At 41.6% G+C, this 13,599-nt stretch carries 12 protein-coding genes; 6 read left to right on the top strand and 6 right to left on the bottom strand.

Features of this window, described 5'->3' with window-relative positions; all coding sequences use genetic code 11:
• The first annotated feature begins 1 nt into the window (after position 1).
• Positions 2–649 (top strand): energy transducer TonB, encoded by a 648-nt coding sequence (locus DI077_RS18950; RefSeq protein ID WP_109022374.1) that lies wholly within the window; start codon positions 2–4, stop codon positions 647–649.
• A 2-nt stretch (positions 650–651) separates the two neighbouring features.
• Positions 652–3,066 (top strand): C1 family peptidase, encoded by a 2,415-nt coding sequence (locus tag DI077_RS18945; RefSeq protein ID WP_109022375.1) that lies wholly within the window; start codon positions 652–654, stop codon positions 3,064–3,066.
• 1 nt (position 3,067) lies between these two features.
• Here DI077_RS18945 and DI077_RS18940 read toward each other — a convergent pair whose 3' ends face one another.
• Positions 3,068–3,481, bottom strand: coding sequence for an acyl-CoA thioesterase (locus tag DI077_RS18940; RefSeq protein WP_109022376.1), 414 nt, complete (start codon positions 3,479–3,481; stop codon positions 3,068–3,070).
• Between the two features lie 99 nt (positions 3,482–3,580).
• Between DI077_RS18940 and DI077_RS18935 the strand changes: the two genes are divergently transcribed.
• Positions 3,581–4,198: a TetR/AcrR family transcriptional regulator gene (locus DI077_RS18935; RefSeq protein ID WP_109022377.1), complete on the top strand. Its 618-nt coding sequence runs from the start codon at positions 3,581–3,583 to the stop codon at positions 4,196–4,198.
• Here the strand turns inward: DI077_RS18935 and DI077_RS18930 are convergent.
• The 5 genes from DI077_RS18930 to DI077_RS18910 form a co-directional block, all read right to left on the bottom strand.
• Entirely contained in the window at positions 4,188–4,445 is a 258-nt protein-coding gene (locus tag DI077_RS18930) for an LA_0364 family Cys-rich lipoprotein (RefSeq protein WP_109022378.1), read from the bottom strand. The two genes, DI077_RS18935 and DI077_RS18930, sit on opposite strands and share 11 nt — an antisense overlap.
• Positions 4,445–5,863 carry a UTP--glucose-1-phosphate uridylyltransferase gene (locus DI077_RS18925; RefSeq protein ID WP_167837228.1) on the bottom strand — a complete coding sequence of 473 codons (1,419 nt, stop codon included), beginning with the start codon at positions 5,861–5,863 and terminating at the stop codon, positions 4,445–4,447. The genes DI077_RS18930 and DI077_RS18925 overlap by 1 nt, the downstream gene beginning before the upstream one ends.
• A 12-nt stretch (positions 5,864–5,875) precedes the next feature.
• Entirely contained in the window at positions 5,876–6,034 is a 159-nt protein-coding gene (locus DI077_RS18920) for a hypothetical protein (protein WP_242935453.1), read from the bottom strand.
• A gap of 205 nt (positions 6,035–6,239) precedes the next feature.
• Entirely contained in the window at positions 6,240–7,691 is a 1,452-nt protein-coding gene (locus DI077_RS18915) for an OmpP1/FadL family transporter (protein ID WP_109022379.1), read from the bottom strand.
• A 10-nt stretch (positions 7,692–7,701) separates the two neighbouring features.
• Positions 7,702–9,228 carry a hypothetical protein gene (locus tag DI077_RS18910; protein WP_135354942.1) on the bottom strand — a complete coding sequence of 509 codons (1,527 nt, stop codon included), beginning with the start codon at positions 9,226–9,228 and terminating at the stop codon, positions 7,702–7,704.
• A gap of 100 nt (positions 9,229–9,328) precedes the next feature.
• Here DI077_RS18910 and DI077_RS18905 point away from each other — a divergent pair, with 100 nt between their 5' ends.
• The 3 genes from DI077_RS18905 to DI077_RS18895 are packed head-to-tail and all read left to right on the top strand — an operon-like array spanning position 9,329 to position 13,553.
• On the top strand, positions 9,329–10,513 hold the full coding sequence (locus tag DI077_RS18905; RefSeq protein ID WP_109022381.1) for a M48 family metalloprotease: 1,185 nt from the start codon (positions 9,329–9,331) through the stop codon (positions 10,511–10,513).
• Positions 10,510–12,672 (top strand): CHASE2 domain-containing protein, encoded by a 2,163-nt coding sequence (locus tag DI077_RS18900; RefSeq protein WP_109022382.1) that lies wholly within the window; start codon positions 10,510–10,512, stop codon positions 12,670–12,672. The genes DI077_RS18905 and DI077_RS18900 overlap by 4 nt, the downstream gene beginning before the upstream one ends.
• 47 nt (positions 12,673–12,719) lie before the next feature.
• Positions 12,720–13,553, top strand: coding sequence for an esterase/lipase family protein (locus DI077_RS18895; protein WP_109022383.1), 834 nt, complete (start codon positions 12,720–12,722; stop codon positions 13,551–13,553).
• The last annotated feature ends 46 nt before the right edge of the window (positions 13,554–13,599 follow it).

Genomic DNA, 13,599 nt, shown 5'->3' with positions numbered 1-13,599 from the left:
AATGAAAGATAGATGGAAACAATTTAAATCCTGGGTTCATGAATTCGGACTCTTTAAATTTTCCATCCTATTCTCATTGGTTTTACATGGTTCCGTTTATTTGATTTATTTTATCGCTACTTTGCCAAGCGACTCGGACTACGAAGAAGTCAGCAAACTAGACGAAGTCGATGTGGATTGGGAAGAAATTCCTCCCGAACTACTGGGAGGGGAATCAAGCCCAGCCCCTGTAGAAAAAACCGACTGGGTCGAAGGGTCCAATAAAGACCAAAACGCAGAAGCACCGGATGATACTGATATCAATCCCAACCAACTTTCCGGGGACGGAACGGACAAAGACGGATTTTTATTTTCTTATAACGGGGATCGTCCGCCTACTCCTATCATAGATTTTGATCTAAAAAGTTTCTTTCCAGAAGCGGCGAAAGCCGCAAATATAAACACAAAGACAGTGGTTGTTATGGTCCAAGTAGATGAAACCGGCCAGTTGCAAGGGGCCAAAATCGCCTCCGGAAGAGCAGGATACGGGTTTGACGAAGCCGCCCTCAAAATAATTCGAATGGCTCGTTTTGTTCCGGGTTACAATAATGGCAAACCGACTAAAATGTCTCATAGATTGCCAATACTCTTTGATTTGGAAGAAGATTGATCATGGAAAAAAGAAGGATCGCTCTCCTCAGTATTTTCGGGCTGGTCGCACTCTCCGCAGCCGGCTTTTATTCCCGCCCTGTTACGGGCAATAGTGAAACAAAATCCCTTCGTTTTCCCTCAGGACTGATTCCGGATCCTTACGAATTGTACGAAAGTCTTCCCAGCTATCGGGCATTAGATGAAGATAAAATTCCGAAAGAAACGAATCTTTCCGATTCCTTTCCTCCTCCCGGTGATCAGGGAAATCAAAAAAGCAGTGTAGGATTTGCAGTCGGTTTCGGACTCATTTCTTACTTTGAAGCGGAAAAAAACAAGAGAGGAAACATATCTTCTATAAATCCTATCTCCAAAGAAGGCCAGTCGGTATTCTATTCTCCGGCATATATTTACAACCAATTGAACGGTGGAAAAGATTCGGGAGCATCCTTACTGGAAGGATTGATACTCGCCCAGAGCAGAGGCTCCGTTCCGTTAAAAGAGATGAATTACACTCCTTCCCAGTTTCGATCCAAACCGGGCGCCAATCAGATTGAGCTTGGGAGAGAAACGAGATTTGCCCGCATTTTCAAAATCGATTCCAACGAATTATTCCATTTAAAACATTCCATTTCCAAACGAAACCCGGTCGTGATCAGTTTTCTTACTTATGAGAACTTTTTGGAGGCCCACGGCTCAGCCGTTTATCAAACTACTTCGGGGGAACTACTCGGAGCACAGTCCTTGGTTTTGATAGGATATGATGATGATAAAAAAGCATTTCGGGCTTGGAACTCTTGGGGAAGAGAATGGGGAGATTCCGGATACCTTTGGGTTTCCTATTCCCTCATCCAAAGGTTGACTCGGGCTGCTTATACGGCAACTCCCGCAACAGACTCCAAATTATATTCGGAAAAACAAGTATTGGCAATCCTGGATGAAATTCCTTCCACAGGAAGAGACCTTCGTCCACCAAACGAAATTTATGTGACCAGAGGAGAATTCAAGGACAAAATCCGGGTCACCTGGTCAAAAGATCCCAAAGCGATCGGTTATGAAATATACAGAAAGAGAAAAGGCGAATCTAGATTTCAAAATGTAGGTTTGTCCAGACAAACTCAGTTTGATGATTTCGGAGCACAGACAAATCTTGCATACACATATCGGGTAGCAAGTCTTGACGAACATAGAATTTCTCTTCCGTCTCACGACTCAAATGAAGGTTACTCGACTTCCGACCCCAAAACGAACGAAATCGTTCCTATCACGAATCTCACTGCAAGTATCGGAAAATATTACGACCGGATCACTTTGGAGTGGGATAGCCATCTAACAGCAGATCAATACTCTATCTATAAATGGAACCCTTCCACTAAAATTTTCCGTTTTTTGGGAAAATCGGATAAACCTAGTTATGTGGATTACAAAGCGTCCAAAAACGGAGACGCGGAATTGTACCGAGTGTTCCCTCATAGAAAAAATCTAATCGGGGAAGGAAGCAAATACGTTTCCGGATTTTTAGATCCTGGTAAAAACATAAAACTGATTCCAAGTCAAGTATCCGCTTCCAAAGGATTGTATTCCAATAAAGTTGTTATTGAATGGGACGGTTCCACCAATGCAACCGAGTATGTGGTATTTAGAAGAAAGAATGTGGATGATGAATGGTCCAAAATCGGTAGAACCGCTAAAACCAATTTCACAGACGAAAATCCCCCCCTCACTGAAAATGATTACGCCGTCTCCGCAGTTTTCGATAATCATTACTTAAGCGCCCCATCGGACTATGACACAGGTTATGCGACTTCACTTTCGAAACGCGCTGAGATTTCACCGACTCCTCAAATTATCAATATTTCGGAGACTCCTGCAAAATCTTCCGTCTCCATCTCTTGGAAAAAACAATCCAATGTAGAAAAGTATTCCGTTCTAGTTCGTAAAAAAGAAGAAAAAGATTGGAATTTGGTATCGAATCCGGAAGGCAATGCGGACCAAACCGTCATTTCTAATTTGGAAAAAAACGAATTCTACTTTGTAAGCATTCGTGCGAAAGAATCGGATAAAGAAGAAAGCCTTGCTTCCACTCCCGTTGTGATCGTTCTCAGCGAAGTGGTAAAGGATATAAAGAAAGTACGAACCTTCGGAGAATCCACCATTACCAAGTTTGTCGGCCCTTGGACCGCTATGTATTGGGACGGAAAGTCAAATGTTAAACCTGTAAAATTGGAAATCATATCGGATGATTCCCTGGAAGAGTATACTCTTAAGTGGAACGATAAAGAATTTTACCGGGGAAAGTTTGCAATCGATTCCCATATTCTGGAAGAAAAAGGGAAATGGAAAATCAATCTTTCCCCTTCTGCCGATTCTCTATCGGCAGAATTCAAAGAGAAAAGTTTACTTCCGGAAAAAGGCCACCTATCTTTCGTTAGAGAATAGATCAGGAATATTTTTCAACAAACCGGTCGGGAAGTTTCCAAGGCCTGTTTGTATTGAAATTGAAAAAGATAGTATGAAATACGGCCTGACAGACAACTTCCCCGTCTGAAACCCTTCTCATGGTTTGAAATACTTTTCCTCTCGTTTTGGAAACATCACCGAAAGTAGTTTCAATCCTGATCTTATCCGGATGAGTGAGAGGTTTATTATAGCTGAGTTCGGCCTTGTACATTACAGGCCCTACTTTTTCTTCTCTCATTTTAGAAAGGGAAAATCCTTCCTCTTCCAAGGCCTGCATCCTGGCTTCATCAAAGTAAAACTGATACACACCGTTATTCACATGTCCGTTAGAATCCATATCGCTCCAGAGCACCGGGAGCTCCGAAACAAAGGGGGAATTTAAAGTTTGGCTCATAATTTGACTCTTTGACAGACCAGTCTGTCTGTCAATAAAAAAGCAGACAGATTTGTCTGTTCCACTTGACTTTTCAAAAGAAATAGTAGATTTATAATTATGATTGTTCAGGAAAGGAGTGAAATACGCAAAATTCCTCCCAAACAAAGGATTCTAAAAACTGCGATCCAACTCTTCTATCATCAGGGTTATGCAAACACAGGGATCAACCAAATCATCAAAGAATCAGGCACTGCCAAAGCCAGTTTTTATGATCATTTTCCCTCCAAAGAGGATTTAGGAAAAAGAGTGATCCACCACTACTCCGTAGAAGTGCAGGTCTGGTTGAAAAACATTCTGACAAAAAGCAAAGACCCTCTTTCGTTTGTGGATGAACTTTCCAAAGCAGTTCAGATACAAATCAAATCCAAAGATGCGATCTACCAAGGTTGCCCTATCGCTTTGTTTTCCAGCCAATTCCCACTGGAACATTCCGGCTTTCAATACGAGTTTCAGTCTTCCGTAGAACGCTGGGAAAAAATGTTTTTTAATTTTTTTACGAAATTAAAAGAAGAAAACAAAATCCCTTCCGGTTTCCAATCTTTGGAAGTCACAAGGGATCTAATCAACCTTTATGAAGGAGGGCTTATGAGCTGGAGAATTTCGCAAAACAATGCTTATATTACCCGAATGGAGATTTCCATGAGAGAAAGAATCCTCTCCGAGCTTAAAAAATAGTTCCGCTGTCGCAATTCTTCCTGCATTTTTTTTCCAAACCGAGACAAGTCCCGACAAGAATACTCAGATCCTGATTGGAATACTGTCCTGAGTCCGCTCCAAATCTGTAAAAAAGATCATTTTGTAAAAAACAAGTTCCTTCTATCGTAGAACATTTGTTTCTTTCATAACAAGCGGATCTGGGAGAAAAAGGTGCCCCGCATTGAATCAGAGCAAAAGAAAACAGGAAAATGAGAAGATAACGCATCACAAAACGACCGTTTCATTTTCTAAACGGGATTTTTTCAATGAAGATAATTTTTGTTTTTTCCCGGAAAGATTTTCGATCCTTACTTTGCCTATGATTTCGACAAATTGATCGAATTCGACTTCACCCTTTACTGTCAATTCTTCGCAAAACATCATGGAAGGATAGACTTTGAACAAAGAATCGAAAGGACCTAATTTTTTATAATAAGCATCATCCAGGCTGACTAACACCTCTCCCAACCCTTTCTCTTTACGAAGAGGAGCCATAGTCAAAGAATAATCTTTGTTTAAAACATATGCATCCGAACGGCGAACCAGATAATCTTCCGTTTTTTTCACAGGAGCAAATCTGTCTCTTGGAATGATGATTCCTTTGAATTTCGGAAAATTACCAACGGCGGAACCCATTGCAGTTTCCAATTGGATCACATCTTTTCCTTCGACTTGTTTCGGATTTACAATGAGAGAGAGGGAAAAATCACCTTCGGAAAATCTTTTTTTGAGAGAACGCAAGTTGATCCAAAGATTGTTTGTGGAAAATGTTCTGAACTTCCCAAGACCGCCAAACTCATGTTCATTTTCTTTCGGAACCTGAGCCGTTTCCAAAAGTTCGTATTTTAAGAATTTTCCATTTACAACTTTTCTGTAAATGGCTCCTCCCTTTTTATCCGCCAGTGTTTTAGGAGTCATCTCCATGGCAAAATCAATGCCTTCTTTCAAAAGATAAGAGACAATATGAGGATCGACCGTTGCGCCCAGATTGTCTCCGTTGGATAAAAATGCGATCTCATAACCTTTGGAAAGTAGTTCATCCAAGATGCCAGTTTCCACTAAGGTAAAATAAATATCTCCGTGTCCGGGAGGACACCACTCTTCTATTTCATGGGAAAGGGAAACAGGGGTCAGATCTCCCGCGGCAAGTCTAGGTACTTTATGTTGCAAAAAAGAACTGGTCAGACTTTGTTTGAAGCCGATTTGTTTCAATTCCTTTTGGCTGTCCGTTTGGGTATTATAAGAATCCATCAAAAGAAGTGGAATTTCAATATTGCATAAACTTCTGATATATTCCACTTGTGCGGCGATTACCGCTAAAAAAGATTTACCGTCTTTGATCGGAATTAACGACTTCGCTTTCTCCAATCCCATGGATGTTCCGAGTCCACCGTTTAACTTGATCACTACGAGTTTGGACAAAGTGTTCGGATCGGATGGATATGATTTTTGAATCTCTAAAAAATCAATTTCATCCTTTTTCGGATCCAGATCGCCTACTTCATTCCAGGTAACGATTCCGTTTTCTCCTTTTCGGACCAAATCCACTTTCTGTAAAAAATCGGAAACAAAGGCTTCGCTCAAACCTTCCTTCAACATTTTTTCACGAATCAAAGTTTCGGATGTTTCTTTAGGAATCGGCATAATTTCTCCTGATTAATTTCCGTTCCATTCACCTAATTGCAATCGGTACGGTTCTTCCGAATGGTTCGGTTCCCAGAGAAATATCACTTGGACTTCTCTGCCCTCTTTTCTGGGAACGGGAACATTCTCCTGTCTATCATACTTTGGCATAAATACTGAAAAATTGTACATCCAAACTTTTCTTGCATCTTTGCGCTTTTCGGTTTGGATTCCTTTTTTTAAAGGATCTTGTTTTAAAATTTCCCGAAAAGGGAGGGGGTATAGTTTTTCCCAAGCGATAACTAATTCCTGGGAAGCGCGCGTGTAAGAAGGCGGAGAGGACTCTGCAAAAAGAGAACCCCCTCCCAATAAAAGAATGAAAACGAAGGGAAAAAATCTAGTTCCTGGAACTGACCATGATGTAAACAGAATGCGCACTATATTCAAAAGATTGAGAAAGCGAGCTGGGGTCAATTCGGGAATTTCCGGAACCGACTTCCCGGATGAAGGTAAGTGATATGGAGGATTTTGCATTGACCCAGGAAAAGCCCAAACTGAGTCCCCGGTTTCTGGAATATTCGTTCCTAGTATTGGTGCCGGATCTAGGGTATTTATAAACCAAACTGTTTTCTCCTGACGAAGCGGAGAGTTGGTTGTTGTAGAGATTTTGCAGATAAAGATCTACTGCGGATTCCGTCCAGGATATCGGTTTTGTATTCGGCTCGTTGGTAAAAACACCTGCAAGCACCGAAAAAGTATCCATCAAATAATACTCCATACCTGCAGCATAATTTATTGTGGAAACACGAGTTAGTTCTCTCACTTCCGTATCATTCAAAGTGTACGTAAATTTGTTTCCCGATCTGCTAATTTCATCTTGGGAACGATTGGTTCTGTATCCGGAAGTATAAATGACATCGAAGGAAGCAAGGAAGCGGGAAGTAGGGAAAAAAGCGGCCCCCCACCTAATCTCTGTTGTTTGAGGAATCGAGCTGACCAGTTTCGGTTTTTGGGTCACTACTCCGGCTTCAATGGAAGAAAATCCGGATTGGGTTCCTTCCAAAAAATCGACAGCGGAAGTCCCTGCGCTCCGGGTGGAATCGGTATAAACTTCATTGTAAAGACGATTTCCACCGGTCACAAATATTTTACGCATACTCATTCCCAAAGACACCTTTTGGTGAGGTTGGTATTGAATTCCCAAAATCGGCATAAGACCTGTAGTTTGCCGATTGTCAACGTAACTTCGCATAACATATGATAAATTTGAGTATTGTTGGAACTGAGTTCTTGAAATCTCCTTCGTATCATTCATGTAATAGAGAGTAGCTCCGATCGACAATCTGTCCGTGATCAGATAGGCGAAACTCGGACCCACAAGCAGTTGAGAATATTTTTCCTTCACATAATTTCTAGTTTGATTGATCGAAGGAGAAACCAAAGGGTAATTCACCTGGTCCGCTCTATCATAAGCGTAATTATAAGTATTTACAATGGAAAACCCGAACTTCCATTTATCAAAGTTTTTTAGAATACCGACAAAATTGGGATCGAATCCTTGGTGGGTTTGGTTGTACATCTGACCGGGCGTATCAATATTGATATAACTTCTTTTTACATTTTTAAAGTTACTTGCCGATAACGAAAAACCGTCGTTATGTGCAAAAGCCATCCCTGCGGGATTGTAGTAAGCACCTGAGGGATCATCGGAAAGAGCGGTAAACGCACCACCGAGGCCCGCAGCGCGCTCCCCGTAAAACCCTTGTATATTGTTAAACGGTTCCGAAGCGGACAAAGAAGCAAGACCAGCTAAAAGAGTAAAACCAAATGCATATAATATTTTTTTCATAAATTTCCTGTTAAGGTGCAACAGCTACCGTCATGTTCGGCAGTAGTTCATAATAATAATTGTAATCTTCGTCATAATAGACAACCCGCCAGACCTTCAGACCTTTCTGGACATCATCTGCGACTCCGAAATAATCAATTGCCATTTCATCCGGATCATCCCATGGATTGGTCGCGTTCGTATCCTCATCCCAATACAGTCCGTAACCCAGAATGGAATCTTCGTTATCATTGGGATCGTCCCCTGTAGGAACTAATGCAAATTCATCATATTCGGTATAAGTATTGTAGGTAGGATAAGGGGAAGTACCTTGACCGATACCGCCCGCCCAAGAAGTGCCCAAAGTAACACTCACAGCTCCGTCAAAGCTTGCTTCTTGTCCGTATCCGTACTTCGCAGCCAGATCATCGTCTAACTCTCCGTAGGAATCATAATCCGATGTGTTCAAATCATTGATTTCGAGATAAAGAATATTGCCTTGAGGATCATAAAGTTCGATAATCTTGTATTTTGAATTATCTGTTTTATCCACCCGTTCGGTGATGACAGACCCACCTTCATTGTCCGTTTTTCCGGTGATGGTGTTCGTAATTTTTTTACCTTTATTGTCTTCTTCCGAAGTGTATTTGAGTGAGATGCAATTGCCTGCATTTGATTCCGTATCTGTGGAACATTCTTCCATGATCAGTTTTGCAGTGCTTTTGGTTTTGCCTCCGTTTCCTAAAGAACTCACTTGCGTAGTTTTCAGTACGGTTTTATCCTTTTTACCTTCGGCGGAAGAATAAGAAATGGATGCGGACACTTCCAAAGTAAGGTTAAAAAATTTTACTGTCTTTTGGATGGAAGAGGATACCAACGATTTGTCCGCTTTCCAACGCATGGATTTTTGATAGATTTTGTTTTTAGGACAAGTTTGTGCAACTGTGATCGTGTCATTGAAAGAAAACGACATTTCCTTATCGAAATCAGGATCAGTGGAATCGCGATACACTACTGCAGGAGATGGTACGGACTGTCCGACGGAAGGAAGAACCCCAGTTTGTTGGAGGCGGGCAACTTCGCTTTTTGCATCATCTTCCGACATTCCCAATCGGGTCATACCCAATACAAACTCATCCTCCGCCGCCTGCGTTACGGAAATGGAAGCGGTACCTCCCGGTAAACAAACACCCGGGTTCGCTTTTGCTTTCTCATACACACCGGATAAAAGAAACAAATCACGTTTTGATTCTTGTAGAATTTGACCTATGGTTGCTGTTCCTTCCTGTAAGATGGCAAGTCCGGTTTCATTGTTATTGATAATGGAAGCTGCATCCACAGCACGAACAGAACCGGATGTGGTACTTGACTTGCGAATGGAACGGGGAACTGCCACCGCGAGATTGGAAGGTAGTTCGGAATTGATTACCGAAGAGAGCTGGTTTCGGATGAGCAACCTAGCAAGTAAGTTTTGAACGCTATTGCTGGTATCCTTAGCGGGCTTGCAGGAGAAAAAACTTGCAATGAGTACAATAGAAACACAGTAGTATGCTTTCATTTAAGCAAGCATGATTATTTATGAAATAAATTGTCAACCGGATTAGCAAAATGCAAAAAAGAGTTTTCAAACAAAACGAAATCACTTTGGATATGCGTTAATGCAACGGACTTATTTGATTTTATTTTTGCTGGTTTGTTCTTTCTTTAACAGTTTTGCCAAAGGAATCCTCTATGTGCAAAGTCCTAAAGCAAAATTACTGACTTCTCCCCAACTAACAGCTGATGGGTTACCACTTTCCATGGGAGAAAGTCTAACACAAACGAGTGAGCAAGGTTTGTTCGTACAAGTACGCAATAATGACAAAACCGGTTGGGTTTCAAAATTATTCGTTTCCCCTCTTCCCCCCAGCGAAAAAATCAAATTGGGAGCTGCTTCCAATTCTTCGGAATCCGTTCTCGCCAGACAAAGAGCTTCCGATTTTACAAAGACCGCAGCAGCAAGAGGACTTTCCGAAACGGAAAAACTCAGAGTGAGAGGCGGAGCTGAACTTTATGATTTTGAATCTTTACGTTGGCTGGAATCCCTTCGCCTGGAAACCAACGTTGTTACAAAACGCACGGATACTTCTTTTTCCCGATCCGTTTCCTCAGATACCGAACAAGAAGTTAAAGTGGGAAGAGCGCTTGCAGCAAGATTGATTCAAAAATACAATCTGGTCAAAGAAGAAGAACTTACGAAATATATAAACCGGGTTGGAACAAGGATTGCAAATAACTCTTCCAGAGGAGATTTAAACTTTCGCTTCGGGATTTTGGATTCCAATGAAATCAACGCATTTGCCTGTCCCGGTGGATTTATTTTTCTTACCAAAGGAAGTCTTCATCAAATTGCATCCGAAGCCGAACTTGCAGGAGTTTTATCGCACGAGATAGGACATGTAGTGTTATTTCATAACGGAAGTTTTGAAAAGATGAATGTATTTTTAGAAATCGTCACAGGTATGTTAGGACCCTCGGGAGGAGAAGTCATCAGTGCAGCTACTTCGGCAACATTGGATGAACTGGAAAAACAATTTTTCGAAACGGGAAGAGATATTTCCTTCGAATGGGAAGCGGACGAAGCGGGAGTGATACTTGCGGCGCAATCAGGATATCCTGCCAACGGTTTGGGGGACTATCTCGGCCGGCTTACCAAAGCTCCGAACGCAAAACAACTAACGCATACTCACCCCGATACGGCAACCAGAGTTACCAAACTTGCAAAAATAGAATCTACCGCATCCAATAAAGATGCGCCTGCCGTAAAAGAGGAATGGAGCCAATACAAAAAACTGATTCCATGAAAAATCAAAAATTCTTTTTGCCATTTCTTTTAAGTGTAATCGTACCTATATTTGTTTTACTGATTTTCGCATTCTTGGGTGTCAGTGAAGTTTGGAACAGAAAGATCTCCGATAGCTTTTTTCTTTTGCTTCCTTCGCATAATTCCTTCTCCAAAGATGTTGTAATCGTCGATATCGACGAGCAGAGTCTCGCGCAATATGCGGACAATCCCGACTTGGGTCGTTGGCCTTGGAAAAGAACGGTTTATCCCATTTTATTTTCCTATATCCAAATGGGTGCCCCCAAACTCATATTAGTCGACATATTATTTACGGAAAGCTCGGAAGATGATTCCAGCCTTGCCGAAGCAAACAGATCCTTCTCCAATATATCCCATGCGGTGAATTTCAGAACGGATATAGGCGCACAAGTAGACGAGAAAAAGGAAAAAAACCGAAAGTTCGAAATCCCTCTTCCAAAAGATTCCCCCTTCCCTACATTCAATACAGTTTCTTTCCCAAACGGAGAAATAGGAGAGACAACTCCCTTCGTCCATGCAGTCAATATCATCCCTGATAGCGACGGAACTCTCAGAAGATTCGCTCCTTTCTTAAAATGGGGAGATTCCCACTACCCTACAATCGCCTATCAAGGATTTGTCGGTTCAGGAACAGCCAAACCCTACTTGGAAAAGAATTTTTTGACTCTTTCCAAAAACGACAAAACCTTTCGTTTCCCTTTGGGAAAATCGGGATTGATTCGGTCTTATTTTTATTCGGAAAAACAAATCAGGGAAATTCCAAGGTATTCTGCAGGAGGAGTCTTACAATCACAAACGATGATCCAAACGGGTCAGGCCGAATCGGAAGCGGATCTGATTGTTCCACCCGGTTTTTTTACGGATAAAATAGTACTCATTGGAACGTCTGCGGCGGCAACCCATGATGATGTAGTGACTCCTTTCGGATTATTTCCCGGTGTGATCGCACAAGCAGTGTTCATTTCCAATATGATAGAAAATCACACACTGTATGAGATCCCGGAAATTTGGGGAGGACTTTTTGCAGTTGTACTTCTAACGATAGGAACTTATGTATTATTTTTTGCGACCCATCATTGGTTACGAATTGCCTTTCCCGTTTTTGCTACCGCAGTATTCCTAGTTTCATTTTACGTTTGTTATAGATTCAACATGGTTCTCCCTCCTTCCCATTTCGTTACCTCCTTTCCGGTTTCTTATTTGTTAGGTTATGCATATCTGACTTATATAGAAGGGAAAGACAAAAGAAAGTACAATAGTATCTTACGGAACTTAGTCGACCCAAGTGTTGTCTCACACGCTTTGGAAGATCTTGAATCTCTTAAAAAAGGGGGGGAATGGGAAATCACCGCTTTCTTTTCAGATGTCGCAGGATTCTCATCCATCAGCGAAGAACTTTCCCCGAGCGAACTTGCACGTTTACTCAACGAATATCTTTCCGCGATGACTGAGATTTTAAAATCGAATTCCGGAACTTTGGATAAATATATAGGTGATGCAATCGTCGGAATTTTCGGAGCCCCTTTGAAAAATGCACTCCACCCCGAACTTGCCTGCAAAGCATCCCTTACTATGATTCAAAAATTAGCAGAGCTAAAAGCCTCCTGGGTGGAAAAGAATGATTACACCGAATCGGCAAGAAAAATGAAAATACGAATCGGTTTGAACTGCGGACCAGCTAAGGTCGGTTTTATGGGAACCGAAAGTTTAGCATCCTATACCATGATGGGAGATACGGTAAACCTTGCTTCCCGATTGGAAGCGGCCGCAAAAGATTACGGGGCGGATATATTGGTTTCGGAAACCATCGAAGCCGCATGCAGAGACCATTTCCAATTCCGGTTTTTGGATCGGATTCGAGTCAAAGGAAAAGATCAACCTGTTCAAATTTATTCCCTTCTTAATACAAAAGAAAAAGAAACCAAAGACGAAGCGAAGGGTGAAATCACATACCGAAGAGCCTTTGATTTTTATACCGGGCAAAAATGGAAGGAAGCGATTCAAGAATTCGAAAAAGCACAGGAATTTTTCGGAAAAAAGGATGCTGCCTGCCAATTGCTTATCAAGAGATGTGAAGTTCTTTTCCAAGAACCTCCGGGTGAAAATTGGGATGGGGTTTTTTCCAGAACTACTAAATAATATTCGATTTTCATAGACAAATCTCCCCCAAGGATAATTCTCATAGTATGTTTCAATTTCTGGACGCACTAGAAAAAATTTGGGCAAAAATTCTCTACTTCCTACCCGGCCATTCCCAACCAGAAGATTGCCAAGGGAAAGACATACTCATTATACCCGGTCATATGGCCGGAAAAGATTTCTATAGAAGACTCAAAGCCGATTTGGACAATCTGGGATTTCATGTGGCGATCCTCTCCACTTTGCGTAATCCCGTTTCCGTTGAAGAAGCTGTCCTTCACCTCTCCAAACAAATCCTAACTGCACCTAACGAAGCCACTGTGATCGCTCATAATACGGGAGGTTTGCTCTGTTTGGTATTACCGGATGAATCCAGAAGAAAAGTCAAAAGACTGATTACTTTAGGTACACCCTTCCACGGATCTCATTCCTTCAGTGACTCCCGTTTTTCCTATTGGGGATTCGAATCCGATTGGGTGAAAAAGAATTATAAAAACGCACTCTTTTTTCCTTTATTCCAACCTCTCTCTGCCATCGAAGACTTTAGTTTTTCTCCGCAAGAAAGTACTGAGTTTGGTCAAGGAAGGGATTTGTGGTTTGATATACCGGGTAACTACAATTTGGTGAGACGACATGAAAACCTAAGAACCATTCGTGAGTTTTTAGGAACTCCGAAAGACCCTCAGATGCAAGCGGTAGCAAAAGCAAGTCCTGTTCATGCAGTGCCTAAAAAGATAGAAGTGGATTTTTCAAAATTTGATCCTGCAAATCGCAAGAAGGCAAAAGCTGCAGCAAAGAAAAAAGAAAGTCCTAAGCCCAAAACAAAACCTGCTGCTAAAAAACCTAGCCCCAAAAAAGCTGCAAAGAAAAAGAAACGATAGAATTCAGCTCATGTCATTCCAAACGGAATGACATGATGTTTCGTTT

Origin of the sequence: Leptospira kobayashii (genome assembly GCF_003114835.2) — a bacterium.
In the GTDB taxonomy this organism is placed as follows: Bacteria; Spirochaetota; Leptospiria; order Leptospirales; family Leptospiraceae; genus Leptospira_A; species Leptospira_A kobayashii.
Note: the sequence above shows the minus strand (reverse complement) of the source record. Positions and strands in the feature narration are given on the sequence as shown.

What these genes read in the sequence shown, in the direction of transcription:
- DI077_RS18950 (WP_109022374.1), top strand. Translation starts at nt 2, where the DNA reads ATGAAAGATAGATGGAAACAATTTAAATCCTGGGTTCATGAATTCGGA.
- DI077_RS18945 (WP_109022375.1), top strand. Translation starts at nt 652, where the DNA reads ATGGAAAAAAGAAGGATCGCTCTCCTCAGTATTTTCGGGCTGGTCGCA.
- DI077_RS18940 (WP_109022376.1), bottom strand. Translation starts at nt 3,481, where the DNA reads ATGAGCCAAACTTTAAATTCCCCCTTTGTTTCGGAGCTCCCGGTGCTC.
- DI077_RS18935 (WP_109022377.1), top strand. Translation starts at nt 3,581, where the DNA reads ATGATTGTTCAGGAAAGGAGTGAAATACGCAAAATTCCTCCCAAACAA.
- DI077_RS18930 (WP_109022378.1), bottom strand. Translation starts at nt 4,445, where the DNA reads ATGCGTTATCTTCTCATTTTCCTGTTTTCTTTTGCTCTGATTCAATGC.
- DI077_RS18925 (WP_167837228.1), bottom strand. Translation starts at nt 5,863, where the DNA reads ATGCCGATTCCTAAAGAAACATCCGAAACTTTGATTCGTGAAAAAATG.
- DI077_RS18920 (WP_242935453.1), bottom strand. Translation starts at nt 6,034, where the DNA reads ATGTACAATTTTTCAGTATTTATGCCAAAGTATGATAGACAGGAGAAT.
- DI077_RS18915 (WP_109022379.1), bottom strand. Translation starts at nt 7,691, where the DNA reads ATGAAAAAAATATTATATGCATTTGGTTTTACTCTTTTAGCTGGTCTT.
- DI077_RS18910 (WP_135354942.1), bottom strand. Translation starts at nt 9,228, where the DNA reads ATGAAAGCATACTACTGTGTTTCTATTGTACTCATTGCAAGTTTTTTC.
- DI077_RS18905 (WP_109022381.1), top strand. Translation starts at nt 9,329, where the DNA reads ATGCAACGGACTTATTTGATTTTATTTTTGCTGGTTTGTTCTTTCTTT.
- DI077_RS18900 (WP_109022382.1), top strand. Translation starts at nt 10,510, where the DNA reads ATGAAAAATCAAAAATTCTTTTTGCCATTTCTTTTAAGTGTAATCGTA.
- DI077_RS18895 (WP_109022383.1), top strand. Translation starts at nt 12,720, where the DNA reads ATGTTTCAATTTCTGGACGCACTAGAAAAAATTTGGGCAAAAATTCTC.